Here is a 25,610-nt window from a genome sequence, read left to right on the forward strand (position 1 = left end):
CCGCCATCCTCCGCACCGGCCCCACCTCCGCCGACGTCACCCGCCTCGCCGAAGTCCTCGGACTGGCCCGGCAACAGCCGAAGGCAGAGATCATGGCGAGGTCGATGCCGACCACGCGGCGCGTCCGCAGGGCGGGACACGGTGGGCGGCGCGGTGGGACGTGACCCGGGCGTGACAGACTTGCCCACGTGTTGCGCTGGCTGACTGCAGGTGAATCGCACGGTCCCGCCCTCGTCGCGATGCTGGAGGGCGTGCCCGCCGGGATCGAGGTGACAACCGGCGAGATCGCCGGTGAGCTGGCCCGCCGCCGGCTCGGCTACGGCCGGGGCGCCCGGATGGCCTTCGAGCAGGACGTGGTCGAGATCATCGGCGGGCTCCGGCACGGCGTCACCCTGGGTAGCCCCGTCGCCATCCGCGTCGGCAACTCCGAGTGGCCCAAGTGGCAGACGGTGATGGCCGCCGACCCGGTCGACCCCGACGAGTTGGCCCGGCAGGCCCGCAACGCGCCGCTGACCCGCCCGCGTCCGGGCCACGCGGACCTCGCCGGCATGCAGAAGTACGGTCACACCGACGCCCGGCCGATCCTGGAGCGGGCCAGCGCGCGGGAGACCGCCGCCCGGGTCGCCGTCGGCACCGTGGCGAAGGCCCTGGTGAAGCAGGCCCTCGGCATCGAGATCGTCTCGCACGTCGTGGAGCTGGGCCCGGTCGCCGCGAAGCCGGGGCTGCGCCCGACGCCCGAGGACGCCGAGCGCATCGACGCCGACCCACTGCGCTGCCTCGACTCGGACGCGAGCGCCCGGATGGTCGCCGAGGTCGACGCCGCGAAGAAGGCCGCCGACACGCTCGGCGGCGTGGTCGAGGTGCTGGCGTACGGGGTGCCGCCGGGCCTGGGCAGCCACGTGCAGTGGGACCGCAAGCTCGACGCCCGGCTCGCCACCGCGCTGATGTCGATCCAGGCGATCAAGGGCGTGGAGATCGGCGACGGCTGGTCGCAGGCTCGCTCCCGTGGCTCCGAGGCGCACGACGAGATCGTGCCGACCGCGACCGGGGTGCGCCGGGTGACCGACCGGGCCGGCGGCCTGGAGGGCGGCATCACCACCGGGGAGCCGCTGCGGGTGAAGGCGGCGATGAAGCCGATCTCGTCGCTGAACCGGGCCCTGGCCACGGTGGACGTGACCACGGGGGAGCCGGCGACCGCGATCAACCAGCGTTCCGACGTCTGCGCCGTGCCGGCCGCCGCCGTGGTCGCCGAGGCGATGGTGGCCCTGGTGCTCGCCGAGGCGGCCGTCGAGAAGTTCGGCGGCGACTCGGTGGCCGAGATGCGCCGCAACCTGGCCGGATACCTCGACTCCCTGGTGATCCGGTGAACCCCACGCTCCCTGGTGAGCCGGTCGGTCGGACGCGGCCGGTGGTCGTCCTCGTCGGGTCGCCCGGTTCGGGGAAGACCACAGTCGGCGAGATGCTCGCCGCGCTGCTCGGCGTGGAGTTCCGCGACACCGACGCCGACATCGAGCGGATGGCCGGCAAGCCGATCCCGGAGATCTTCGTCGACGAGGGGGAGGCCCACTTCCGCGCCCTGGAGCGGGCCGCCACCGCCGCGGCGCTGACCTCGTGCGTCGGGGTGCTCGCCCTCGGTGGCGGCGCGGTGCTCGCCGAGGAGAACCGGGCCGCCCTGGTCGGGCACACCGTGGTGCACCTCAGCGTCGAGCTGCCCGACGCGGTGAAGCGGGTGGGGCTGGGCGCGGGCCGGCCGCTGCTGGCGATCAACCCGAGGGCGACGCTGAAGCACCTGATGGATCAGCGCCGCCCGCTCTACGCCGAGGTGGCGACCGCGACGGTGGTCACCGACGGGCGTACGCCGCAGGAGATCGCCGCCGAGGTCGCGGCCCTGCTCAAGCCCTGAGGACGCCGCCCCGTTCCGCCGGCGGCCTGCCGCCGCCCCGCCCCGTTTCGTCGCCTGCCGTTTCGCCGCCCGCTGGCGTCGCGCCGCCTGCGGTGTTTGCAGGGGGCCCTTCCTCTACCGAATGCGTTAAAAGGGGCCCCTGCTTACCGTCGGGCGCCAGGTGGCGAGGAGGGCCAGCGCCAGGGCGATCTCGGCGAGGTCGCCGCCGTAGTACATGACCATCGCCCCGGCGCGCAGTTGGTCCGGCGGGACCGGTACGTCCACGGCGAGGCCCGCGTACAGCAGTTGGGCGAGGGCGGCGTGGGCGGCCACGGCGACCCCGAGCACCACGAGTCGCGCCGGCACCCGGGGACGGTGCGGGCCGGGGTCGGGGCCGGCGACCGACCAGGTGAAGAGCAGCCCGGAGAGCAGGAAGTGCAGGTGCACCAGGTGGTGCAGGGCCGAATGCGTCAGCGTCGCCCGGTACAGCGGCGTCAGGTACAGCACGTACAACCCGCCGGTGGTGAGCGCGAGGCCGGTCACCGGGTGGGTGAGCTGAGCGAGAGCCGGGCGGCGCACCAGCCGTACCAGGGCCCGGCCGCGCCGCCGGTGCAGGGTCCGCAGCGCCAGGGTGCCCGGCGCGCCGAGCACCAGCCCGAGCGGGGCGAGCATGCCGACCAGCAGGTGCTGCCACGCGTGCGTGGCGAAGCCGCCGGCCGGCAGGGCCAGCCCCGCGGCGAGCAGGGCCGCGCCCGCGCCGAAGGCCGCCGTGCGCCGGTGCGGCCAGCCGCCGCCGCCCGGTCCCCGCTGGCGCAGCGCGGCGGCGAGATAGACCCAGAACAGTGCCAGGGGTACGAGCAGCGCCGGCCCCGGTGCGTACCCGTCGTGGCCGGCGTGGGTTCCCGTCACGGACGGTCGGCGCAGACGTCCACGGCCGTGCCGCGGCGCTGCACCAGCCAGCCGGCGGCGCCCAGCGCCACCCCGAGCGCCAGGAACCCGAGGTCCCACCAGGTCCGGTACGCGCCCTCACGCACGTGGTGGATGCCGAGCAGGTGGTGGTCGACGATCCCCTCGACGAGGTTGAACAGCCCCCAGCCGACCAGCGCCCAGCCCCACAGCTTCGGGGAGCGCCACAGCCGGCCGCGCGACCGGGTGACCCGGGAGTAGAGCAGGGCCAGGCCGGTCAGCACCGCCACCCAGGTCACCACGTGGAAGATTCCGTCCCACAGGGTGTTCATCTCCAGGCCGGGCACGGTGTCCACCGGATACGCCCGTACCCCGACGTTGTCGCTGCCGGTGCCGCTGAGCATGTGGTGCCACTGGAGCACCTGGTGCAGCACGATGCCGTCGGCGAAGCCGCCGAGGCCGACGCCCAGGATCGTGGCGGGCAGCCGGATGTCGGCTCCGTCGGTGGTGGGTGTGCTCATCGCGGGGTACCTCCGCCTCGTCGGCCGGTCCGTGCCGGAGACGCCGCCAGGGCTGGAAGCGCCGCCCGTGCTGAAAACGCCGTCCGTGTCCGGAACGTCGCCTGTGCTGAAAACGCTGCCCCCGCTCTGCCCGGCTAAACGGCCGCCGACCGCCGCCGGTGACGTGCGGGCGGCGCCGTGCCGTGCCGCGCGTCGGAGTCGCGCCGGCCGCAGTGCTAGGAAGGGGCCCTTCCTATACAGGAAGCGTTAACAAGGGGCCCTCCCTTGCACCAGCCCGCCACGGAGTGGACAGGTGCCGCAGCGGGGGTTGCGGCTGGACTAGGCTCCCGGGCAATGGACGAGGTGACCCGGATTCCGGTCGGCGGCGAACGGCCGTACGACGTGCTGGTGGGACGCGACCTGCTCGACGCTCTCCCGACGATGCTGCCTGGCGCGACCCGGGTGGCGGTGCTGCACGCGCCGCCGCTGAAGGGGCTGGCCGACGCGATCGGCGCGCGCCTGGCGGCGACCGGCGCGGCCCCGCTGGCCGTGGAGGTGCCGGACGCCGAGGCGGGCAAGGCCATCGAGGTGGCCGCCGCCTGCTGGGACCGGCTGGGTGAGGCGGGCTTCACCCGCACCGACGCGGTGGTCGGGGTGGGCGGCGGCGCCGTCACCGACCTGGCCGGTTTCGTCGCGGCCTGCTGGCTGCGCGGGGTGCGCTGGGTGCCGGTGGCGACGTCGTTGCTCGGCATGGTCGACGCGGCGGTGGGCGGCAAGACGGGCATCAACACGGCGGCCGGCAAGAACCTGGTCGGCGGTTTCCACCCGCCGGTCGGGGTGCTGTGCGACCTCGCGGTGCTCGACAGCCTCCCGCGGGCCGACCTGGCGGCGGGGCTGGCCGAGGTGGTCAAGTGCGGGTTCATCGCCGACCCGGTGATCCTCGACCTGGTGGAGCGGGACCGGGCGGCGGCGACGGATCCGACGTCGCCGATGGTCCGGGAGCTGATCGAGCGGGCGATCCGGGTGAAGGCCGACGTGGTCTCCGGCGACCTGCGTGAGTCCGGGGTGCGTGAGGTGCTCAACTACGGCCACACCCTGGCCCACGCGATCGAGAAGGTGGAGGGGTACCGGTGGCGGCACGGGCACGCCGTCTCCGTCGGGCTGGTCTACGCGGGGGAGCTGGCCCGGCTGGCGGGGCGGCTGGACCCGGAGACCACCGCGCGGCACCGCACGGTGCTGACGGCGCTCGGGCTGCCGACGCGGTACCGGGCCGACGCGTGGCCGCAGTTGCTGGCCGCGATGCGGGTGGACAAGAAGAGCCGCGGCTCGCGGCTGCGGTTCGTGGTGCTCGACGCTCTGGCCCGCCCGGCGATCCTGGAAGGCCCGGACGACGAGCTGCTGCACGCCGCCTACCGGGAGGTTTCGCAGTGAGCGCGAGGAGCGCGGCGCAGCGGAGCCCCGCAGTAGCGAACGAAAGAGGAAACGCGTGAGGGTGTACGTGCTGAACGGGCCGAACCTGGGCCGGCTGGGCACCCGCCAGGTCGACGTGTACGGGGCGACCAGCTACGCCGACCTGGTGGGGCTCTGCGAGGAGACCGGCCGGGAGCTGGGGCTGGACGTGACGGTTCGGCAGACCGACGCCGAGCACGAGCTGGTCGGCTGGCTGCACGACGCGGCCGACGAGCAGGCGGCGGTGGTGCTCAATCCGGCCGCCTGGTCGCACTACTCGATCGCGGTCCGGGACGCCTGCGCCCTGCTGCGCGGTCCCCTGGTGGAGGTGCACATCTCCAACATCCACGCCCGGGAGGAGTTCCGGGCGCACTCGGTGGTCTCGGCGGTGGCGACCGGGGTGATCTGCGGGCTGGGCGTGGACGGCTACCGTCTCGCCCTGCACCACCTGGCGGCCCGCGCGGGCGCGGCTGACGGCTGACGGCGGGAACGGTCGGAGGCGGCAGCTAGTAGACTTGCCAGGTCTGTCCGCCAATTGATGATCAAGGCAGGAAATGGCCACCACCAACGACCTGAAGAACGGCCTGGTACTCAACCTCGACGGGGAGCTCTGGGCCGTCGTAGAGTTCCAGCACGTCAAGCCCGGTAAGGGTGGCGCCTTCGTGCGTACCACGCTGAAGAACGTGCTGTCCGGCAAGGTGGTCGACAAGACCTTCAACGCGGGCACCAAGGTCGAGACCGCGACCGTGGACAAGCGCACGATGCAGTACCTCTACGCCGACGGCGAGGACTACGTCTTCATGGATCTGGAGACGTTCGACCAGATCACCGTCCCCGGGGGCACCGTCGGCGAGGCCGCCAACTACCTCCTGCCGGAGGCCGAGGCGACCGTCGCCACCCACGAGGGCGTGCCGCTCTACATCGAGCTGCCGACCTCCGTGGTGCTGGAAATCACGTACACCGAGCCGGGTCTGCAGGGCGACCGGTCCACCGGCGGGAACAAGCCGGCGACGGTCGAGACCGGCGCGACCGTGCAGGTGCCGCTCTTCATCACCACCGGCGAGAAGATCAAGGTCGACACCCGCGACGGCCGTTACCTCGGCCGCGCCTGATGGCCGAGGGGTCCAAGCAGCAGATGCCGGCGCGCCGCAAGGCGCGCAAGCGGGCGCTGGACGTGCTCTTCGAGGCCGACCTGCGCGACCGGCCGCCGATGGAGGTGCTCGCCGGCTACGTCGAGCGGATCGAGAAGCCTCACCCGGAGCACCTGGGGTACGCGGTCGGCCTCGTCGAGGGGGTGGCCGCGCACCTGGACCGGATCGACGAGCTGATCGCCAGCTACGCCGAGGGTTGGACGCTGGACCGGATGCCGGCGGTGGACCGCAACCTGGCCCGCATCGCCGTGTACGAGCTGCTCTACGTCGACGAGCTCGACGATGCGGTGGCGATCAGCGAGGCCGTCGAGCTGGCCCGGCAGATGTCGACCGACGACTCGCCGCGCTTCCTCAACGGGGTGCTCGGCCGGATCGCCGAGTACGCCACCCGCTGACCGGCGTCGTCGACAAGGTCCCGGCCGGGGGCGGCGGTGTCGAAAAGGGCCCGTGCCAACGGCACGGGCCCTTTCGGCGTGACCGGGTCAGGACGCGAAGAATGCCCGCGGGTCGGCGACGAGCACGCCGTGCTCGGTGAGCCGCTCGATCAGCCCGGACGGCGAGGCGTCGTAGACGATCGCCAGGGCGCGCAGGTCGTCGGCGCGGATGGAGAGCACCCGACCGTTGTAGTCGCCCCGCTGCTGCTGGATGGCGCGGGCGTACCGGGCGACGTAGGCCAGGTCCTCGGAGGCGTCGTCGTAGAGCCGCTCCAGGTCCAGGACGATCTTGCTGGTGGGCTCGTGTCGCACCCCGCTGCCGTCGGGCAGCAGCTCGGAGACGGGCACCCGGTAGAAGTCGGCCAGCTCGGCCAGGCGGGACACCGTGACGGCGCGGTCACCGCGCTCGTACGAGCCGACCACCACGGCCTTCCACCGCCCGTTCGACTTCTCCTCCACTCCCTGCAGGGACAGGCCCTGCTGCTGGCGGATGGAGCGCAGGCGGGCGCCCAGCGACTTGGCGTATTCAGAGGGCATTCGGACACTCCCAGTGCTGCTCGGGGTTCTCCCCGCGATCGCTACGGAGCGTGACGGTACGGGGATTGCGACAACTGGTCAAGTGGTCGTGACCCTACCGTTGGGCTGCGCAGGGGGACTTATCCCGATTCGCCAGCCTGATCCTGGGGTCAGTGCCGACGTCGGGCAGCCCGTGACCGCTGGTAACGTGGCCCGCAGCCCCCGTTCGGGCCGTTCGCGGCCCGCCGGAGGCGTCAGACATCCTTTAACGACCCGTCCCGTGAGGCGGGGAAGGAGGTCCGCCGTGGCCTACCCACCGGCTGCCCACCCGTCGCCGCCGCGACAACCCTCGGTGAAGGTGATCCTCACCGCAGCGGACGTCTCGCGCGTGGTGGACCGCATCGCCCACCAGATCCTCGAGAAGACCCAGGGAGCCGCCGACACGGTGCTGCTCGGGATTCCCACCCGGGGGGTTCCGCTCGCCCGGCGGCTCGCCGCCCGGATCAGCACCTTCGAGGACATCGCAGTCGGAGTCGGTGTGCTCGACATCACCCTCTACCGCGACGACCTGCGCCGACACGCCACCCGCGCGGTCGGCCCGACCCAGCTACCGCTGGGCGGGATCGACGGCAAGCGGGTCGTCCTCGTCGACGACGTCCTCTTCTCCGGCCGTACGGTCCGGGCCGCCCTCGACGCGCTCGGCGACGTGGGTCGCCCCGCCTCGGTGCAACTCGCCGTGCTGGTCGACCGGGGCCACCGACAGCTACCGATCCGCGCCGACTACGTCGGCAAGAACATCCCGACCGCCCTCGCCGAGAACGTCAAGGTCACCCTCGCCGAGACCGACGGTGCCGACGAGGTCAAGCTGTACGGGGAGGCCGGCCGGTGAGCGCGAGGAGTGCGGCGAAGCGGAGCCCCGCAGTCGCCAACGAGAGGCAGGCCCAGTGATCCGGCACCTGCTCTCCGGCGCCGACCTGGACGCCGCCGCCGCCACCCAGATCCTGGACACCGCCGCCGAGATGGCCACGGTCGCCGGCCGGGAGGTGAAGAAGCTGCCCGCGCTGCGCGGCCGGACCGTGGTGAACCTCTTCTACGAGGACTCCACGCGGACCCGGATCTCGTTCGAGGCGGCGGCGAAGCGGCTGAGCGCCGATGTGATCAACTTCTCGGCCAAGGGTTCCAGCGTGACCAAGGGCGAGAGCCTCAAGGACACCGCGCTCACCCTCCAGGCGATGGGGGCCGACGCGGTCGTCGTCCGGCACCCCGCCTCGGGCGCCCCGCACCGGCTGGCCAACTGGGTCGACGGGTCGGTGGTCAACGCCGGCGACGGCACCCACGAGCACCCCACCCAGGCGCTGCTGGACGCGTACACGATGCGGGCCCGGCTGGGTCGGCTCGCCGGCCTGCACGTCGCGGTCGTCGGGGACGTGCTGCACTCCCGGGTCGCCCGCTCCAACGTGCTGCTGCTGTCCACCCTCGGGGCGAAGGTCACCCTGGTCGGGCCGCCCACGTTGATCCCGGTCGACATCGCGCAGGCCCTCGCGTCCGGCATCGACGTCTCCTACGACCTCGACGCCGTGCTGCCGAACGTGGACGTGGTGATGATGTTGCGGGTGCAGCGGGAGCGGATGACCGACTCCTACTTCCCCTCGGCCCGCGAGTACGCCCGCCGCTACGGGCTCGACGCGCCTCGGATGCGCCGGCTGCCGGAGCACGCGATCGTCATGCACCCCGGGCCGATGAACCGGGGCATGGAGATCACGCCCGAGGTCGCCGACTCGCCCCGCTCCACCATCGTCGAACAGGTCGCCAACGGGGTCTCCGTGCGGATGGCCGTCCTCTACCTGCTGCTCGGGGGGAACAACCTGTGACCGCGTACCTGATCACCAACGTGAGTGTCGTCGGCGCCGCGCCGACCGACCTGCTGATCCGCGACGGCGTCGTCGCGCAGGCCGGGTCCGGCCTGACCGCGCCGGACGCAGACGTCGTCGACGGCACCGGGCTGGTCGCCCTGCCCGGGCTGGTCGACCTGCACACCCACCTGCGCGAGCCGGGCCGGGAGGACGCCGAGACCGTGGAGTCCGGCTCCCGGGCGGCGGCGCTCGGCGGGTACACGGCGGTCTGCGCGATGGCGAACACCTCGCCGGTCGCCGACACCGCCGGCGTGGTCGAGCAGGTCTGGCGCCTCGGCCGGGAGGCCGGGCTGGTCGACGTGCAGCCGATCGGCGCGGTCACCGTCGGCCTGGCCGGGGAGCGCCTGGCCGAGTTGGGCGCGATGGCCGACTCGGCGGCCCGGGTGCGGATCTTCTCCGACGACGGGCACTGCGTCGCCGACCCGAAGCTGATGCGCCGGGCCCTGGAATACGTCAAGGCGTTCGATGGGATCATCGCCCAGCACGCCGAGGAGCCCCGGCTCACCGAGGGCGCGCAGATGCACGAGGGTGAGGTCTCCACCCGGCTCGGGCTGACCGGCTGGCCGGCGGTCGCCGAGGAGGCGATCATCGCCCGGGACGTGCTGCTCGCCGAGCACGTCGGCAGCCGGCTGCACGTCTGCCACGTCTCCACCGCCGGCAGCGTCGAGGTGCTGCGCCAGGCCAAGGCCCGCGGCGTACGGGTCACCGCCGAGGTCACCCCGCACCACCTGCTGCTCACGGACGAGGTCGTGAGCGGGAGGAGCGAGCTTGCGAGCCCCGCACTGGCGAACAACTGGAGCCCGGCCGGCACGTACGACCCGGTGTTCAAGGTCAACCCGCCGCTGCGTACGGCCACCGACATCGCCGCGCTGCGCGCCGCGCTGGCCGAGGGCGTGATCGACGTCATCGCCACCGACCACGCCCCGCACGCCGTGGAGGACAAGGAGTGCGAGTGGGCGTACGCCCGGCCGGGCATGCTCGGCCTGGAGACGGCGCTGTCGATCGCCCTGGACGTGCTCGGCCCGCAGTGGAATCTGATCGCCGAGCGGATGTCCCGCACCCCGGCCCGGATCGCCGGGCTCGACGGTCACGGCCTCGACCCGGCCCCGGGCGTGCCGGCCAACCTGACCCTGGTAGACCCGGCCGTCCGTCGGGTCATCGAGCCCGCGGAGCTGGCCAGCCGCAGTCGCAACACCCCGTACGCCCGCATGACGCTGCCGGGTCGCATCGTGGCGACCTTCCTGCGCGGCGAGCCGACGGTCCTGGACGGAAAGGCTGTCAAGTGATCCGAGCGAGGAATGCAGCGCAGCGGAGCCCCGCTGTCCGGGTCGAAGGGAGCACAGCGTGAGCAGGGGTAGATCGGCGATCCTGGTCCTGGAGGACGGGCGCACGTTCCACGGCGAGGCGTACGGCGGCGTCGGCGAGACCTTCGGCGAGGCGGTCTTCAACACCGGCATGACCGGCTACCAGGAGACCCTGACCGACCCGTCGTACCACCGGCAGGTGGTGGTGCAGACCGCCCCGCACATCGGTAACACCGGCGTCAACGCCGACGACGACGAGTCCGCCCGGATCTGGGTCGCCGGCTACGTGGTGCGCGACCCGGCCCGGACCGCCTCGAACTGGCGGTCCACCGGAGAGCTGGCCGACCGGCTCGCCGCCGAGGGCGTGGTCGGCATCAGCGGTGTCGACACCCGGGCGCTGACCCGGCACCTGCGCGAGCGCGGCGCGATGCGCGTCGGCATCTCCAGCGTCGACGACGACCCGCGCGCCCTGCTGGCCCGGGTCCGCCAGTCGCCGCAGATGGTCGGCGCGGACCTCTCCGCCGAGGTGACCACCGCGCAGCCGTACGTCGTCGCGGCCGAGGGCACGCACCGGTTCACGGTGGCCGCCCTGGACCTGGGCATCAAGCGCAACGTGCCGCGCCGGCTCGCCGCGCGCGGCGTCACCACCCACGTGCTGCCCGCCGGGTCGAGCGTCGACGACCTGCTCGCCACCGGCGCGGACGCGGTGTTCCTCTCGCCCGGCCCGGGCGACCCGGCCACCGCCGACGGCCCGGTGGCGCTTGCCCGGGAGGTGCTCGGCCGGCGGATCCCGCTGTTCGGCATCTGCTTCGGCAGCCAGATCCTCGGCCGGGCGCTGGGCTTCGGCACCTACAAGCTCGGCTACGGCCACCGGGGGATCAACCAGCCGGTGCTCGACCGGGCGACTGGAAAGGTCGAGGTGACCAGCCACAACCACGGCTTCGCGGTCGCCTGGCCGGGCCGCGAAGCGGAGCGCGGCGCGGTCGTGCCCGACCAGGTGATCGACACCGAGTTCGGCGGCGTCCAGGTGTCACACGTCTGCCTCAATGACAACGTGGTCGAGGGGCTGCGGGCGATCGACGTGCCCGCCTTCACCGTCCAGTACCACCCGGAGGCGGCGGCCGGCCCGCACGACGCGGACTACCTGTTCGACCGCTTCGCCGAGCTCATCGAGGGCCGGACCCACAGCGAGGGGCGCGCGAATGCCTAAGCGGACCGATCTCAAGCACATCATGGTGATCGGCTCCGGGCCGATCGTCATCGGGCAGGCCTGCGAGTTCGACTACTCCGGCACCCAGGCGTGCCGGGTGCTGCGCAGCGAGGGGATCCGGGTCAGCCTGGTCAACTCCAACCCGGCGACGATCATGACCGACCCGGAGTTCGCCGACGCCACGTACGTCGAGCCGATCACCCCGGAGTTCGTCGAGCTGGTCATCGCCAAGGAGCGTCCCGACGCCCTGCTGCCCACCCTCGGCGGGCAGACCGCGCTGAACACGGCGGTCGCCCTGCACTCCGCAGGGGTGCTGGACAAGTACGGCGTCGAGCTGATCGGCGCGAACATCGACGCCATCAACCGGGGCGAGGACCGGCAGCTGTTCAAGGACATCGTCGCCAAGGCGGGCGTTCGTCTCGGCATCGCAGACCCGGCCGCCCTGGTGCCCCGCTCGCGGGTCTGCCACTCGATGGCCGAGGTCGAGGCCACGGTCGCCGAGCTGGGCCTGCCGGTGGTGATCCGGCCGTCGTTCACGATGGGCGGCCTCGGCTCCGGCATGGCGCACAGCGACGCCGACCTCCGGCGCATCGCCGGGGCGGGTCTGGCCGCCAGCCCGGTGCACGAGGTGCTCATCGAGGAGAGTGTGCTCGGCTGGAAGGAGTACGAGCTCGAACTGATGCGCGACCGCCACGACAACGTGGTGGTGGTCTGTTCGATCGAGAACGTCGACCCGATGGGCGTGCACACCGGCGACAGCGTGACGGTGGCCCCGGCGATGACGCTGACCGACCGGGAGTACCAGAACCTGCGCGACCTCGGCATCGCGGTGCTGCGTGAGGTCGGGGTGGACACCGGCGGCTGCAACATCCAGTTCGCGGTGAACCCGGCCGACGGCCGGATCGTCGTGATCGAGATGAACCCCCGGGTGTCGCGGTCCTCGGCGCTGGCGTCGAAGGCGACCGGTTTCCCGATCGCGAAGATCGCCGCGAAGCTGGCCATCGGCTACACCCTGGACGAGATTCCCAACGACATCACGCGCAAGACCCCGGCGGCGTTCGAGCCGACCCTGGACTACGTGGTGGTGAAGATCCCCCGGTTCGCGTTCGAGAAGTTCCCCGGCGCGGACGCGGAGCTGACCACCACCATGAAGTCGGTCGGCGAGGCGATGAGCCTCGGGCGCAACTTCACCGAGGCGCTGAACAAGGCGATGCGCTCGATGGAAACCAAGTCGGCGGGCTTCTGGACCACCCCGGACCCGGCGGACGCCACCAGGGAGAACACCCTGGCCGCGCTGAGCACGCCGCACGACGGCCGGCTCTACACGGTCGAGCGGGCGCTGCGGCTCGGCGCGTCGATCGCGGAGGTCTCCGCCGCGTCCGGCGGGATGGACCCGTGGTTCCTGGACCAGATCGCCGCCCTGGTGGAGCTGCGCGCGGAGATCGTCGACGCCCCGGTGCTCGACGCGCACCTGCTGCGGCGCGCCAAGCGGGCCGGTCTGTCCGACCGCCAGCTCGCCGCGCTGCGCCCCGAGCTGGCCGCCGAGGACGGGGTACGCACCCTACGGCACCGGCTCGGCGTCCGCCCGGTGTACAAGACGGTGGACACCTGCGCCGCCGAGTTCGAGGCGACCACGCCGTACCACTACTCGACGTACGACTCGGAGACCGAGGTCGCGCCCTCGGCCCGGCCCAAGGTGATCATCCTGGGCTCGGGGCCGAACCGGATCGGCCAGGGCATCGAGTTCGACTACTCGTGTGTGCACGCCGTTCAGGCGCTGCGCAGCGCGCCCCTCGGCCCGGCCGCCGCGTCCGGTCCCGGCGGCGACGGCGTCGGCTACGAGACCGTCATGGTCAACTGCAACCCGGAAACCGTCTCGACCGACTACGACACCGCCGACCGGCTCTACTTCGAGCCGCTGACCTTCGAGGACGTCCTGGAGGTCTGGCACGCCGAGGACTCGTCCGGCAAGGCGGCCGGCGGGCCGGGCGTGGTCGGGGTGGTCGTGCAGCTCGGCGGGCAGACCCCGCTGGGCCTGGCGCAGCGGCTGAAGAACGCCGGCGTGCCGATCGTGGGCACCTCCCCGGAGTCGATCCACCTGGCCGAGGAGCGTGGCGCGTTCGGCGCGGTGCTGGCCCGGGCCGGGCTGCGCGCCCCGGCGCACGGCATGGCCACCTCGTACGAGGAGGCCAAGGCGATCGCCGCCGAGATCGGCTACCCGGTGCTGGTCCGCCCCTCGTACGTGCTCGGCGGGCGGGGCATGGAGATCGTCTACGACGACCCGACGCTGCGCGACTACATCGGCCGGGCCACCGACATCTCCCCGGACCATCCGGTGCTGGTGGACCGGTTCCTCGACGACGCCATCGAGATCGACGTGGACGCCCTCTGCGACGCCGACGGCGAGGTGTACCTCGGCGGGGTGATGGAGCACATCGAGGAGGCCGGCATCCACTCCGGCGACTCGTCCTGCGTGCTGCCGCCGATGACCCTGGCCGGCTCGCACCTGGCGCAGGTGCGCCGCTACACCGAGGCCATCGCCCAGGGGGTGGGGGTGCGTGGCCTGCTCAACGTCCAGTACGCCCTCAAGGACGACGTGCTGTACGTGCTGGAGGCGAACCCCCGGGCGTCGCGGACGGTGCCGTTCGTGTCCAAGGCCACGGCGGTGCCGCTGGCCAAGGCGGCGGCCCGGATCGCGCTCGGCGCGACCATCGCCGAGCTGCGCGCCGAGGGGCTGCTCCCGCCGACGGGCGACGGCGGCACCATGCCGGCCGACGCGCCGATCGCGGTGAAGGAGGCGGTGCTGCCGTTCAAGCGGTTCCGCACCCCGTCCGGCAAGGGCGTCGACTCGCTGCTCGGCCCGGAGATGAAGTCCACCGGCGAGGTGATGGGCATCGACACCAAGTTCGGGCACGCCTTCGCCAAGAGCCAGTCCGCCGCGTACGGGTCGCTGCCGACCGCCGGACGGATCTTCGTCTCGGTGGCCAACCGGGACAAGCGCGGCATGATCTTCCCGATCAAGCGCCTGGCCGACCTGGGCTTCGAGATCGTCGCCACCGCCGGCACGGCGGAGGTGCTGCGCCGGCACGGCATCGCCTGCGAGCAGATCCGCAAGCACTACGAGTCCGGCGCGGGTGAGGACGCGGTGTCGATGATCCTCAATGGCGACGTGGCGCTGGTGGTGAACACGCCGCAGGGCTCCGGGGCGAGCGCCCGCTCCGACGGCTACGAGATCCGCAGCGCCGCCGTGACGGCCGACATCCCGTGCATCACCACGGTCCCGGGCGCGGCGGCGGCGGTGATGGGCATCGAGGCCCGCATCCGCGGCGACATGACCGTCCGCCCCCTGCAGGCCCTGCACGCCACCCTGCGGGCGGGCGAGTGACCGCCGGGGCCCCGGGGAGGGGACGGTGATCTTCGAGCGGGGGGTGCGGCCCTGGCTGTTCCGGGTCGGCGGTGGCGACGCCGAGGCCGCCCACGAGTGGACGCTGCGGCGGCTGGCCGCCGTGTCCCGGTCGCCGGTGGCGCTGGCCGCCCTGCGGGCCCGCTACGCCGTGCGGGCGCCCCGGACGGTGTTCGGGGTGGACTTCCCGAACCCGGTCGGGCTGGCCGCCGGGATGGACAAGGACGGCGCGGCGCTGCCGGCGTGGCCGGCGCTCGGCTTCGGCTTCGTCGAGGTCGGCACGGTCACCGCGCACGCCCAGCCGGGCAATCCGCGGCCGCGGCTGTTCCGGCTGCGCGACAGCGAGGCCGTGGTCAACCGGATGGGCTTCAACAACGCCGGCGCGCGGGCCCTGGCGGACCGGCTGGCGGCGCTGCCCCGTCCGGTCGGCGCGCCGCTGGGCATCTCGCTCGGCAAGTCCAAGGTGACCCCGCTGGAGGAGGCCGTCGAGGACTACCTCGCCTCGTACCGGACGCTGCGCGGCCACGGCGACTACTTCGCCGTCAACGTCTCCTCGCCGAACACGCCGGGCCTGCGCTCCCTGCAGGACCGCTCCCACCTGGACGCGCTGTTGGCGGCGCTGGTGGGGGAGAAGCCGGTGCTGGTGAAGATCGCCCCGGACCTGACCGAGCCGGCGATCGCCGAGTTGCTGGAGGTCTGCCTGGCGCGCGGCGCGGCCGGGGTGATCGCCACCAACACGACCCTGGCCCGTGACGGTCTCGCCCCCGCCGACCGGGAGCGCGGCGCGCAGGCGGGCGGCCTGTCCGGGCGTCCGCTGGCGGCCCGCGCCCGCGCGGTGGTCTCCTTCGTCCACCGGGAGACCGGCGGGCGGCTGCCGGTGATCGGCGTGGGCGGCATCGTCGATCCCGACGACGCCGACCGCATGTTCGACGCGGGAGCGTGCCTGGTGCAGCTCTACACCGGGTTCATCTACCGGGGCCCCGCGCTCGTCCGCGCCGCCGCCCGGCGCGGCCGGCCGGCGCCCGCGCCGGCGGGTGGACGGGCCGTGGCCGGAAAGCCGGCCACAGCGCATCGCGCCGGGGGCCGGAGGGGGCGGGGGTGACACCGGAGGAGATCCTCGCCGCCGATCGGGCGTACGTGTGGCACCCGTACGCGCCGTTGCCGCCCGCGACGCCGCCGTACGTGGTGCGCGACGCGCGGGGGGTCCGGCTGCGGCTGGCCGACGGGCGGGAACTGGTGGACGGCATGTCGTCCTGGTGGGCGGCGATCCACGGCTACCGGCACCCGGTGCTGGACGCGGCGGTCGCCGACCAGCTCGGCCGGATGAGCCACGTGATGTTCGGCGGGCTCACCCACGAGCCGGCCGTACGCCTGGCGCAGACCCTGGTCGAGCTGGCCCCGGACGGGCTGGAGCGGGTCTTCCTCTGCGACTCGGGCTCCGTGAGCGTCGAGGTGGCGGTGAAGATGTGCCTGCAGTACCAGCGGGCGCTCGGGCGGCCGGAGCGCCGCCGGCTGGGCACCTGGCGGGGCGGCTACCACGGCGACACCTTCCACCCGATGAGCGTTTGCGACCCCGAGGGCGGCATGCACCACCTGTGGGGCGAGGCGCTGCCCCGGCAGGTCTTCGCACCCGTCCCGCCGGCCGGCTTCGACACCCCGCCCGACCCCGCGTACGAGGCGGCGCTCGTCGACGCGGTGGTGCGGCACGCGGGCGAGCTGGCCGCCGTGATCGTGGAGCCGGTGGTCCAGGGCGCGGGCGGGATGCGCTTCCACCACCCGCATTATCTGCGGGTGCTGCGCGAGGTGACCCGCGCCCACGGAGTGCTGCTGGTCTTCGACGAGATCGCCACCGGCTTCGGCCGCACCGGGACGATGTTCGCCGCCGAGCACGCCGGGGTGAGCCCCGACGTCCTCTGCGTCGGCAAGGCGCTCACCGGCGGCTACCTGACGCTGGCCGCCGCGCTGTGCACGGCGGAGGTGGCGGAGGGCATCTCCCGTGGCGGGGTGCTCGCGCACGGCCCCACGTTCATGGGCAACCCCCTCGCCTGTGCGGTCGCGAATGCCTCCATCGGCCTGCTGCGGGCCGGAGACTGGGCGGCCGAGGTGTCGAGGGTGAGTGAGGCCCTGCGGGCCGGTCTGGAGCCGCTGCGGGGCGTCGAGGGCGTCGCGGACGTCCGGGTGCTGGGCGCGATCGGCGTCGTCCAACTCGATCACGAGGTGGACGTGGCGAGGGCGACGGCTGCGGCGGTGGACCGGGGGGTCTGGCTGCGGCCGTTCCGCGACCTGGTCTACGCCATGCCGCCGTACGTCACCGAGGACGCGGACGTGGCCCGCATCGCCGCCGGGATGGCTGCCGCCGCGGCGGCAGGCTGACCGGCACGCCCGGCGTAGGGCACGGAGAGGGCGCGTCGGTGGACGCCGCGCGCCCGCAGGAGCCGAGAGAAGAGGCGCGGATGGAGAGCTTCGGTCACCGGTTGCACCGGGCGATGGTGGAGCGCGGGCCGCTCTGTGTGGGCATCGACCCGCACCCCGGGCTGCTGACCCGCTGGGGGCTGACGGACGACGTGGACGGGCTGGAACGTTTCAGCCGCACGGTGGTGGAGGCGCTCGGCGACCGCGTCGCGGTGGTCAAGCCCCAGTCGGCGTTCTTCGAGCGCTTCGGAGCGCGGGGCGTGGCGGTCCTAGAGTCAACTATCCGACAGTTGCGGGATTCCGGCTCGCTCGTTCTGCTCGACGTCAAACGCGGGGACATCGGATCCACGGTCGCCGCGTACGCCTCCGCGTACCTTGATCCATCCAGCCCGATGTATGTCGACGCAATCACCGCGAGCCCCTACCTGGGAGTAATGTCGCTGGCGCCGATGTTCGAGCTCGCCGCCACACACGGTGGCGGGGTGTTCGTCCTGGCGCTCACCTCCAACCCCGAGGGGGCCGCCGTGCAGCGCGCGCGGGGTGCCGACGGGCGCACCGTCGCGCAGGCGGTGATCGATGAGATCGCCCAGCTCAACCAGGGTGCGCAGCCGTTGGGAAACTTCGGTCTGGTGGTCGGTGCGACCATCGGCGACACCGGCCACGACCTGTCGGCGGTGCGCGGTCCGCTGCTCGCCCCCGGGCTCGGCGCGCAGGGCGCCACGGCCGCCGACCTACGGACCGTGTTCGGCGCGAGCCTGCCGTGGGTGCTGCCGTCGTACTCCCGCGAGGTGCTGCACGCCGGGCCCGACGTGACCGCCCTGCGGGTCGCCGCACAGCGGGCCCTGGCCGACTGCCGAGCGGCCCTCGAAGGCTCCTGACTGAGTGACGGCTCGGTCATTTTGTCGTGCTCGTGGCGTGCCCACGTTGCCGAATGCGTCCGCGACCGCTAGTTTTCCCCGCGCTGGGAACCACGGACCCCTTTGGTTTCCGGCGACTCCACGTTTCACATCCGCGGCGTGGCGTCCCGCCCGTCGCGACAAGGACCTGAGGAGAACTGGTGCCCCTCCCGTCACTTACCCCCGAGCAGCGTGCAGCTGCCCTCGAGAAGGCTGCGGAGATCCGCAAAGCCCGCGCTGAGCTGAAGGAGCAGCTCAAGCAGGGCAAGACCACCCTCGCCGCGGTTCTCGAGCGGGCCGAGGGCGACGACGTCGTCGGCAAGCTGAAGGTTTCGGCCGTCCTGCAGGCGATGCCGGGTATCGGCAAGATCCGGGCGACCCAGATCATGGAGAAGCTCAAGATCGCCGACAGCCGTCGCCTGCGTGGTCTGGGCGAGCAGCAGCGCAAGGCCCTGCTCGGCGAGTTCGCCGCCAACTGAGCCCGGCGGTTCGCCGCCGGCCGTGCGTGGCAGCGGGTAGAAACGAGCCGTGAGCACGGATGACGAGGCGCGCCCGGCGGCTCGGCTCACCGTCCTCGCCGGTCCCTCCGGGGCCGGTGTGGGCAGTGTCGTCGAGCTGTTCCGGGCGCGTTCTCCGTTGGTCTGGATTCCGGTGCCGGCGACCACCCGGCCCCGCCGCGCGGGCGAGGTGGACGGCGTCGACCGGATCTTCCTCGCGCCGGCCAGGTTCGACCGGCTGATCGCCGCCGGGCAGCTACTGGAGTGGGCCCGCATCGGGCCGTACGCGCGCGGCACCCCGGCCGCGCCGGTCCTCGATCGGCTCGCCGCCGGCCGACCGGTGCTGCTCCCGCTCGACCTGCCCGGCGCGCTCGCCGTCCACGCGGCGTGGCCCGACGCCCGGCTCGTCCTGCTCGTCCCGCCCGGCGCTCGGCCGCCGGCGGCCGGCGCCGCGCACGTCCTGGCGCACGACCACACCGGGCGGGCGGTGGATGAGCTGGTAGGCTTGTTCGGTTCTTCCTATCTGGCTCCGGCCCAACCGCGGCTGAGCGGTTGAGTGACCCCACCAACCGCGTCCGCGCGGTTGCCAGCCCGAACCGCGTCCGCGCGGTGACGACAGACGCAGAGGTTATTTCGTGGGATCCATCGCCAACCCCGAGGGCATCACCAACCCGCCGATCGACGAGCTGCTCGAGAAGACGACGTCGAAGTACGCCCTGGTGATTTTCGCAGCCAAGCGCGCCCGTCAGGTCAACGCCTACTACAGCCAGCTCGGCGAGGGCCTGCTGGAGTATGTCGGCCCGCTCGTGGAGACCACCCCCCAGGAGAAGCCCCTCTCCATCGCCATGCGCGAGATCAACGCGGGCCTGCTCACTGCCGAGCCGACCGACCAGCCGTAGCCGCGCCCGCGTCGATGTCCGCCGAGATCGTCCTCGGGGTCGGCGGCGGCATCGCCGCCTACAAGGCGTGTGAGCTGCTGCGGCTCCTCACCGAGTCGGGCCACCGGGTCCGTGTGGTGCCCACCGCGTCGGCGCTCCGCTTCGTCGGGGCGCCGACCTGGGCCGCCCTGTCCGGCCAGCCGGTCGCCGACGACGTCTGGTCCGACGTGCACGAGGTCCCACACGTCCGGCTCGGCCAGCGGGCCGACGTGGTGGTGGTCGCCCCGGCCACGGCCGACCTGCTCGCGAAGGCGGCCCACGGCCTCGCCGACGACCTGCTCACCAACATCCTGCTCACCGCCCGGTGCCCGGTGCTGCTCGCCCCGGCGATGCACACCGAGATGTGGGAGCACCCGGCCACCATCGCCAACGTCGCCACGCTGCGTTCCCGTGGCGTTCGCGTCGTCGAGCCCGACGTCGGCCGACTCACCGGCGCCGACACCGGCAAGGGCCGGCTGCCCGACCCGGCGGAGATCTTCGCCGTGATCCGGCGGGCCCTGGCTCGGGGCCCGCACGCCCCGGCCGACCTCGCCGGCCGGCACGTCGTGGTGACCGCGGGCGGCACCCGCGAGCCGCTCGACCCGGTCCGGTTCCTCGGCAACCGCTCCTCCGGCAAGCAGGGGTACGCGTTCGCCCGGTCGGCGGTCGCCCGGGGCGCCCGGGTCACCCTGATCGCCGCCAACGTGGCGCTCGCCGACCCGGCCGGTGTGGACCTGGTGCGGGTCGGCACCACCGAGGAGCTTCGCGAGGCGACGGTGCAGGCCGCCGCCGAGGCGGACGCCGTGGTGATGGCCGCCGCGCCAGCGGATTTCCGGCCCGCCACGTACACGCCGGCCAAAATCAAGAAATCGGACGCCCGGCCACCTACGATCGAGCTCGTCACCAACCCGGACATCGCCGCCGAGCTGGGCCGGCGCCGTCGACCGGAGCAGGTGCTGGTGGTGTTCGCCGCGGAGACGGGCGATGCCGAGGCCAACGGCCGGGCCAAGCTCGCCCGCAAGCGGGCGGACCTGATCGTCATCAACGAGGTCGGTCCGGACAAGGTCTTCGGCGCCGAGACCAACGCGGCAACCGTCATCGGCGCGGACGGCTCAATGCGTACGCTGCCGGAGCAGTCCAAAGAGGACCTGGCCGACGGCGTCTGGGACCTCGTCGTGGCGCGTTGGGCTCCCCGTCCCGAAGGGTGACCAGAGGTGACCAGCCCACCACGATCGTGGTTGATTGACTACACTTCCGCGGAACGACTATTCCATAACTTAGGAGTGCCGTGACACGCCGCCTCTTCACGTCCGAATCGGTCACGGAAGGCCACCCGGACAAGATCGCCGACCAGATCAGTGACGGCATTCTCGACGCATTGCTGGCCCAGGACGCGCACAGCCGCGTCGCCGTCGAGACACTGATCACCACCGGCCAGGTGCACGTGGCCGGCGAGGTGACCACCAAGGCGTACGCCGACATCCCGACCATCGTGCGGGAGACGATCCTCGACATCGGCTACGACTCGTCGAAGAAGGGCTTCGACGGCGCGTCCTGCGGCGTCAGCGTCTCCATCGGCGCCCAGTCACCCGACATCGCCCAGGGCGTCGACAACGCGATGGAGCTGCGCACCGGCTCGTCGGAGAGCGCGCTGGACGCCCAGGGCGCCGGCGACCAGGGCATGATGTTCGGCTTCGCCTGCTCCGAGACCCCCGAGCTGATGCCGCTGCCGATCGCCCTGGCGCACCGGCTGGCCCGCCGGCTCACGGCGGTCCGCAAGGACGGCACGATCCCGTACCTGCGGCCGGACGGCAAGACCCAGGTCACCATCGAGTACGAGGGGCTGCGCCCGGTCCGGCTGAACACGGTCGTCGTGTCCAGCCAGCACGCGGCCGACATCTCGCTGGACTCGCTGCTCACCCCGGACGTGCGCGACCACGTCATCGCTCCGGAGCTGGAGAGTCTCGGCCTGGACACCGACGGCTACCGGCTGCTGGTCAACCCGACCGGGCGGTTCGAGATCGGCGGCCCGATGGGCGACGCCGGCCTGACCGGCCGGAAGATCATCGTCGACACCTACGGCGGGTACGCCCGGCACGGCGGCGGCGCGTTCTCCGGCAAGGACCCGTCCAAGGTGGACCGCTCGGCCGCGTACGCGATGCGCTGGGTGGCCAAGAACGTGGTGGCCGCCGGCCTCGCCGAGCGCTGCGAGGCACAGGTCGCGTACGCGATCGGCAAGGCGCACCCGGTGAGCCTGTTCATCGAGACGTTCGGCACCGAAACCGTGCCGGTCGCCTCGATCGAGAAGGCCGTGAACGAGGTCTTCGACCTCCGCCCGGCCGCCATCATCCGGGACCTGCACCTGCTCCGCCCGATCTACCGGCAGACCGCGGCGTACGGCCACTTCGGCCGGGAACTGCCCGACCTGACCTGGGAGAGCACCGACCGGGCCGCCGACCTCAAGTCGGCCGCGGGAGCCTGACCGGCACCAGGAGCAGCGACCGGCGACCCGCGGACGGGTCGCCGGTCGCTCGCGTCTGCGTCGACGTCCCCCTGGCGCACCTCGACCGCCCCTTCGACTACCTGGTCCCCGCCGAGCTGGCCGACGCCGCCGTTGCCGGCACCCGGGTGAAGGTGCGCTTCGCCGGTCAGCTCGTCGACGGCTGGCTGCTGGAGCGGGCCGACGCCTCCGGGCACACCGGGAAGCTGGCATACCTGGACCGGCTCGTCTCGCCGGAGCCGGTGCTGGCCGGCGAGATCGCCCGGCTGGCCCGGGCCGTCGCCGACCGGTACGCCGGCAACCTCGCCGACGTGCTCCGGCTGGCCGTGCCACCCCGGCACGCCCGGGTGGAGAAGGAGCCGCACGTCCCGCCGGAGCCGCCCACGCCCCTGGACCCGCCCGAGGCGGCCGGCTGGCGGGCGTACCCGGCCGGGCCGGCGTTCCTGCGGGCCCTGACCGACGGCCGCCCCGTGCGGGCGGTCTGGTCCGCGCTGCCAGGGGAGGACTGGCCCGCCCGATACGCCGAGGCGGTCGCCGCCACCGTGGCCGGCGGCCGGGGGGCCGTCGTGGTCGTGCCCGACGCCCGGGACCTCGACCGCCTCGACGCGGCGCTGGCCGTCGCCCTCGGCCCCGGGCGGCACGTGAGCCTCGCCGCCGCCGCCGGCCCGGCCCGCCGGTACCGCGCGTTCCTGGCCGCCCGGCGCGGGGACGTGCCGGTCGTCGTCGGCACCCGGGCGGCCATGTTCGCCCCGGTGGCCCGGCTCGGCCTCGTGGCCATCGTCGACGACGGCGACGACCTGCACGCCGAGCCGCGCGCCCCCTATCCGCACGCCCGCGAGGTGCTGCTCATCCGCGCCCGGCTCGCCGACGCGGCGGCCCTCGTCGGCGGGTACGCCCGCAGCGCCGAGGCGCAACTGCTGGTGGAGACCGGATGGGCCCGGGAAGTGCTCGCCGACCGGGCCACCGTGCGGGCGCGTACCCCCGCCGTCGCGCCGACCGGCGACGACCCGCAGCTGGCCCGCGACCCCGGCGCGGCGACCGCCCGGCTGCCCAGCCTGGCGTGGGCCGCCGCCCGGGACGCGCTCGGCGCGGACGCGCCGGTGCTGGTCCAGGTGCCCCGCCGGGGGTATCTGCCCTCGATCTCCTGCGCCGACTGCCGCGCCCCGGCCCGCTGCCCGCACTGCGCCGGTCCGCTCGCCCTGCCGTCGGCGCAGGGTATCCCGGCCTGTCGCTGGTGCGGCCGGATCGCCGCCGCGTACGCCTGCCCGCAGTGCGGCGGGCGGCGGCTGCGCGCGGCCGTCACCGGTGCCCGCCGCACCGCCGAGGAACTGGGCCGGGCCTTCCCCGGGGTGCCGGTGCGCACCTCCGGCCGCGAGGAGGTGCTCAGCACGGTGCCCGGCGGCGCCGGCCTCGTGGTGGCCACCCCGGGGGCCGAGCCGGTCACCGACGGTGGCTACGGGGCGGTGCTGCTGCTCGACTCGTGGGCCCTGCTGACCCGGGCCGACCTGCGGGCCGGCGAGGAGGCGCTGCGCCGCTGGCTGGCCGCCGCCGCGCTGGCCCGTCCCGCCTCAGCCGGCGGCCGGGTGGTGGTGGTCGCCGACGGTGCCCTCGCGCCGGTGCAGGCGCTGCTGCGCTGGGACGCCGCCTGGTTCGCCGCCCGGGAACTGGCCGAGCGCCGCGAGCTGGGCTTCCCGCCGGCGGTGCGGATGGCCAGCGTCACCGGCCCGGCCGACGCGGTGGCCGACCTGCTGGCCGAGGCCCGGCTGCCCGCGGAGGCCGAGGTGCTGGGCCCGGTCCCCGCCGACGGCGAGAAGGAACGGATGCTGGTCCGGGTGCCCCGGGCCCGGGCGGCGGCCCTCGCCGCGGCGCTGCACGCAGCCGCCGGGGCCCGCGCGGCCCGCAAGGCGGCCGACCCGGTCCGCCTCCAGGTCGACCCGCTGGCCCTGTTCTAGGCGATCGGGGCGGCGGTCACGATCCGTGGTCGCCCCTGCGTGATAGCATCGCCCGTCATGCCCGGGCGCACGACGGCGCGTCGGTACCACGACGCCACGTCGATGATGTCAGTCAGCCGGTGATCAGGGATGGACCAGTCGTGACCGTTCGTCAATCGATCGTCTTCAACGGTGACCTCGGCAGCGGCAAGAGCACCGTGTCCGTCGAGATCGCCAAGCGGCTGGGGCTGCGCCGGGTCAGCGTCGGCGACCTCTACCGCCAGATGGCGCAGGAGCGGCAGATGACCGCGCTCCAGCTCAATCTGCACGCCGAGCTGGACCAGGCCGTTGACGGCTACGTCGACCAGCTCCAGCAGGACATCGCCGCCTCCGGCGAGAGCCTGGTCATGGACTCCCGGCTCGCCTGGCACTTCTTCACCGACGCGCTCAAGGTGCACATGATCACCGAGCCCACCGAGGCGGCCCGGCGGGTGCTGGCCCGCCCCTCCGGCCCGGCCGAGAGCTACACCTCGCTGGAGGAGGCCAAGGCCAAGCTGCGCGAGCGCAGCGAGAGCGAGCGGAGCCGGTTCATCGTCCGCTACGGCGTCGACAAGGCCCGGCTGCGCAACTACGACCTGATCTGCGACTCCACCCGGGCCAATCCGGAGCAGGTCATCGACCACATCATCGAGGTGTACGAGGGCCGGCTCGGCGCGGACGTGCTGCGCGACTCCCCGCCCCTGCTGCTGCTGGACCCGACCCGGGTCTACCCGACCGAGGACATCGGCACCCTGCGCGGGCTGTGGGACGCCGGGTTCGTCGGCGAGGTCGCCGCCGCCGGCGACGAGGCGCTGGAGCCGCTGACCATCGGCTTCACCGGGGAGTACTTCTTCGTCGTCGACGGCCACCGCCGGCTCAGCGCGGCCATCCAGAGCGGGTTCCCACTGGTCCCCGCCCGGCTGGTCGCCGAGATGGACGAGCCGGTGGTGGGCATGACGAGCGCGGTGGACTACTTCACCGCCCAGGTCCGCCCCGGCACCGTGTACGACTGGGAAGCCGCCCACAAGATCACGCTGCCGCTGCCGGCGCACTGCCTGCGGGCCGGGGACGCCGTGCTCGCCGGCGACCCCGTCCCCGGCACCTGACGCGTTCCGGTCGCGGGCGGGGACGACCCCGGGCACTCCGTAGACTGGTACGGCCCGATCCGCCCGACCCGAAGGAGTCATCCCGCGTGACCGTCCAGCCCATCCGTCTGTTCGGGGATCCGGTGTTGCGCACGCCGGCCGATCCGGTGGTCGACTTCGACGCCGAGCTGCGCAGGCTCGTGGCCGACCTCACCGACACGATGCGCGAGCATAACGGCGCGGGTCTCGCCGCGCCGCAGCTCGGAGTGGGCCTGCGGGTGTTCACCTTCGACGTCGACGACGTGTTCGGCCACCTGGTCAACCCGGTGCTGGAGTTCCCCGACTCCGAGGAGCAGGACGGCCCCGAGGGCTGCCTGTCCATCCCCGGGCTCTACTTCGACACCAAGCGCCGACAGAACGTGGTCGCCAAGGGGTTCAACGGTTACGGCGACCCGGTGCAGATCGTCGGCACCGGCCTGATGGCCCGCTGCGTGCAGCACGAGACCGACCACCTCGACGGGGTGCTCTTCGTCGACCGGCTGGACCCGGCCGGCCGCAAGGAGGCGATGAAGGCGATCCGCCAGGCCGAGTGGTACGACCCGGCGGCCCCGCCGACGGTCAAGCTCGACCCGCACGCCGGTAGCCCCTTCGGCCTGGGGCGGTGA

At 73.4% G+C, this 25,610-nt stretch carries 25 protein-coding genes and 1 pseudogene; 22 read left to right on the plus strand and 4 right to left on the minus strand.

Features of this window, described 5'->3' with window-relative positions; genetic code table 11:
• The first annotated feature begins 188 nt into the window (after positions 1-188).
• Together aroC and E1258_RS06640 are read left to right on the plus strand one after the other, a co-directional pair.
• Positions 189-1,367: a chorismate synthase gene (aroC, locus tag E1258_RS06635; RefSeq protein WP_132397790.1), complete on the plus strand. Its 1,179-nt coding sequence runs from the start codon at positions 189-191 to the stop codon at positions 1,365-1,367.
• Positions 1,364-1,903 (plus strand): shikimate kinase, encoded by a 540-nt coding sequence (locus E1258_RS06640; protein ID WP_132397792.1) that lies wholly within the window; start codon positions 1,364-1,366, stop codon positions 1,901-1,903. Before aroC ends, E1258_RS06640 begins: the two co-directional genes overlap by 4 nt.
• Before the next feature lie 126 nt (positions 1,904-2,029).
• Here the strand turns inward: E1258_RS06640 and E1258_RS06645 are convergent, their stop codons facing one another.
• From E1258_RS06645 to E1258_RS35745, 3 genes and pseudogenes are all read right to left on the minus strand, one after another.
• The gene (locus tag E1258_RS06645) at positions 2,030-2,791 is read right to left on the minus strand and encodes a cytochrome c oxidase assembly protein (RefSeq protein WP_132397794.1); all 762 of its coding nucleotides are present in this window, start codon (positions 2,789-2,791) and stop codon (positions 2,030-2,032) included.
• A complete protein-coding gene (locus E1258_RS06650; RefSeq protein ID WP_132397796.1) occupies positions 2,788-3,309 on the minus strand; it encodes a DUF2243 domain-containing protein in 522 nt (173 codons plus the stop codon). Before E1258_RS06650 ends, E1258_RS06645 begins: the two co-directional genes overlap by 4 nt.
• 246 nt (positions 3,310-3,555) lie before the next feature.
• Positions 3,556-3,606, minus strand: a pseudogene (locus E1258_RS35745) (hypothetical protein); the annotation flags it as partial.
• A 36-nt stretch (positions 3,607-3,642) separates the two neighbouring features.
• Here E1258_RS35745 and aroB point away from each other — a divergent pair.
• The 4 genes from aroB (at position 3,643) to nusB (ending at position 6,283) form a co-directional block, all read left to right on the plus strand.
• Positions 3,643-4,719: a 3-dehydroquinate synthase gene (aroB, locus tag E1258_RS06660; RefSeq protein ID WP_132397798.1), complete on the plus strand. Its 1,077-nt coding sequence runs from the start codon at positions 3,643-3,645 to the stop codon at positions 4,717-4,719.
• 55 nt (positions 4,720-4,774) lie between these two features.
• Positions 4,775-5,218, plus strand: coding sequence for a type II 3-dehydroquinate dehydratase (aroQ, locus tag E1258_RS06665; RefSeq protein ID WP_132397800.1), 444 nt, complete (start codon positions 4,775-4,777; stop codon positions 5,216-5,218).
• A gap of 73 nt (positions 5,219-5,291) precedes the next feature.
• Positions 5,292-5,849 (plus strand): elongation factor P, encoded by a 558-nt coding sequence (efp, locus tag E1258_RS06670; protein WP_007075814.1) that lies wholly within the window; start codon positions 5,292-5,294, stop codon positions 5,847-5,849.
• A 23-nt stretch (positions 5,850-5,872) separates the two neighbouring features.
• Entirely contained in the window at positions 5,873-6,283 is a 411-nt protein-coding gene (gene nusB / locus E1258_RS06675) for a transcription antitermination factor NusB (protein WP_207919452.1), read from the plus strand.
• 87 nt (positions 6,284-6,370) lie between these two features.
• Here the strand turns inward: nusB and E1258_RS06680 are convergent, their stop codons facing one another.
• Positions 6,371-6,859, minus strand: a complete 489-nt coding sequence (locus E1258_RS06680; RefSeq protein WP_007075816.1) for a transcriptional regulator — start codon at positions 6,857-6,859, stop codon at positions 6,371-6,373.
• A gap of 283 nt (positions 6,860-7,142) precedes the next feature.
• Here E1258_RS06680 and pyrR point away from each other — a divergent pair, with 283 nt between their 5' ends.
• From pyrR to def, 16 genes are all read left to right on the plus strand, one after another.
• Positions 7,143-7,727, plus strand: a complete 585-nt coding sequence (gene pyrR, locus E1258_RS06685) for a bifunctional pyr operon transcriptional regulator/uracil phosphoribosyltransferase PyrR (RefSeq protein ID WP_132397804.1) — start codon at positions 7,143-7,145, stop codon at positions 7,725-7,727.
• Positions 7,728-7,782: 55 nt separating this feature from the next.
• Positions 7,783-8,709 carry an aspartate carbamoyltransferase catalytic subunit gene (locus E1258_RS06690; RefSeq protein ID WP_007075818.1) on the plus strand — a complete coding sequence of 309 codons (927 nt, stop codon included), beginning with the start codon at positions 7,783-7,785 and terminating at the stop codon, positions 8,707-8,709.
• Positions 8,706-10,037, plus strand: coding sequence for a dihydroorotase (locus tag E1258_RS06695; RefSeq protein WP_132397806.1), 1,332 nt, complete (start codon positions 8,706-8,708; stop codon positions 10,035-10,037). The genes E1258_RS06690 and E1258_RS06695 overlap by 4 nt, the downstream gene beginning before the upstream one ends.
• A 58-nt stretch (positions 10,038-10,095) precedes the next feature.
• Positions 10,096-11,265, plus strand: coding sequence for a glutamine-hydrolyzing carbamoyl-phosphate synthase small subunit (carA, locus tag E1258_RS06700; protein ID WP_132397808.1), 1,170 nt, complete (start codon positions 10,096-10,098; stop codon positions 11,263-11,265).
• Entirely contained in the window at positions 11,258-14,650 is a 3,393-nt protein-coding gene (carB, locus tag E1258_RS06705; protein WP_132397810.1) for a carbamoyl-phosphate synthase large subunit, read from the plus strand. Before carA ends, carB begins: the two co-directional genes overlap by 8 nt.
• A gap of 25 nt (positions 14,651-14,675) precedes the next feature.
• Positions 14,676-15,770: a quinone-dependent dihydroorotate dehydrogenase gene (locus E1258_RS06710; RefSeq protein ID WP_243715243.1), complete on the plus strand. Its 1,095-nt coding sequence runs from the start codon at positions 14,676-14,678 to the stop codon at positions 15,768-15,770.
• Positions 15,767-17,041 carry an adenosylmethionine--8-amino-7-oxononanoate transaminase gene (locus E1258_RS06715; RefSeq protein WP_132397812.1) on the plus strand — a complete coding sequence of 425 codons (1,275 nt, stop codon included), beginning with the start codon at positions 15,767-15,769 and terminating at the stop codon, positions 17,039-17,041. Before E1258_RS06710 ends, E1258_RS06715 begins: the two co-directional genes overlap by 4 nt.
• An 80-nt stretch (positions 17,042-17,121) precedes the next feature.
• Positions 17,122-17,958: an orotidine-5'-phosphate decarboxylase gene (pyrF, locus tag E1258_RS06720; protein WP_132397844.1), complete on the plus strand. Its 837-nt coding sequence runs from the start codon at positions 17,122-17,124 to the stop codon at positions 17,956-17,958.
• A gap of 179 nt (positions 17,959-18,137) precedes the next feature.
• Positions 18,138-18,455: an integration host factor, actinobacterial type gene (gene mihF, locus E1258_RS06725; RefSeq protein ID WP_007075824.1), complete on the plus strand. Its 318-nt coding sequence runs from the start codon at positions 18,138-18,140 to the stop codon at positions 18,453-18,455.
• Positions 18,456-18,504: 49 nt separating this feature from the next.
• A complete protein-coding gene (locus tag E1258_RS06730) occupies positions 18,505-19,029 on the plus strand; it encodes a guanylate kinase (protein WP_132397814.1) in 525 nt (174 codons plus the stop codon).
• A 79-nt stretch (positions 19,030-19,108) separates the two neighbouring features.
• Positions 19,109-19,372, plus strand: a complete 264-nt coding sequence (gene rpoZ, locus E1258_RS06735; protein WP_007075826.1) for a DNA-directed RNA polymerase subunit omega — start codon at positions 19,109-19,111, stop codon at positions 19,370-19,372.
• Positions 19,373-19,386: 14 nt separating this feature from the next.
• Complete coding sequence (gene coaBC, locus E1258_RS06740) at positions 19,387-20,598, plus strand: bifunctional phosphopantothenoylcysteine decarboxylase/phosphopantothenate--cysteine ligase CoaBC (protein ID WP_132397816.1); 1,212 nt, start codon at positions 19,387-19,389, stop codon at positions 20,596-20,598.
• Positions 20,599-20,678: 80 nt separating this feature from the next.
• Positions 20,679-21,872 (plus strand): methionine adenosyltransferase, encoded by a 1,194-nt coding sequence (metK, locus tag E1258_RS06745; protein ID WP_132397818.1) that lies wholly within the window; start codon positions 20,679-20,681, stop codon positions 21,870-21,872.
• A gap of 71 nt (positions 21,873-21,943) precedes the next feature.
• A complete protein-coding gene (locus E1258_RS06750; RefSeq protein WP_243715246.1) occupies positions 21,944-23,842 on the plus strand; it encodes a primosomal protein N' in 1,899 nt (632 codons plus the stop codon).
• Positions 23,843-23,982: 140 nt separating this feature from the next.
• Entirely contained in the window at positions 23,983-24,966 is a 984-nt protein-coding gene (locus E1258_RS06755) for an AAA family ATPase (RefSeq protein WP_132397822.1), read from the plus strand.
• A gap of 86 nt (positions 24,967-25,052) precedes the next feature.
• On the plus strand, positions 25,053-25,610 hold the full coding sequence (gene def / locus E1258_RS06760) for a peptide deformylase (protein WP_132397824.1): 558 nt from the start codon (positions 25,053-25,055) through the stop codon (positions 25,608-25,610).

The organism is Micromonospora sp. KC207 (genome assembly GCF_004348615.1).
Taxonomy (GTDB): domain Bacteria; phylum Actinomycetota; class Actinomycetes; order Mycobacteriales; family Micromonosporaceae; genus Micromonospora.

Coding starts and splice junctions, on each gene's coding strand:
- E1258_RS06650 (WP_132397796.1), bottom strand. CDS start 3,309: ATGAGCACACCCACCACCGACGGAGCCGACATCCGGCTGCCCGCCACG.
- pyrF (WP_132397844.1), top strand. CDS start 17,122: ATGGAGAGCTTCGGTCACCGGTTGCACCGGGCGATGGTGGAGCGCGGG.
- nusB (WP_207919452.1), top strand. CDS start 5,873: ATGCCGGCGCGCCGCAAGGCGCGCAAGCGGGCGCTGGACGTGCTCTTC.
- carB (WP_132397810.1), top strand. CDS start 11,258: ATGCCTAAGCGGACCGATCTCAAGCACATCATGGTGATCGGCTCCGGG.
- coaBC (WP_132397816.1), top strand. CDS start 19,387: ATGTCCGCCGAGATCGTCCTCGGGGTCGGCGGCGGCATCGCCGCCTAC.
- aroB (WP_132397798.1), top strand. CDS start 3,643: ATGGACGAGGTGACCCGGATTCCGGTCGGCGGCGAACGGCCGTACGAC.
- E1258_RS06680 (WP_007075816.1), bottom strand. CDS start 6,859: ATGCCCTCTGAATACGCCAAGTCGCTGGGCGCCCGCCTGCGCTCCATC.
- efp (WP_007075814.1), top strand. CDS start 5,292: ATGGCCACCACCAACGACCTGAAGAACGGCCTGGTACTCAACCTCGAC.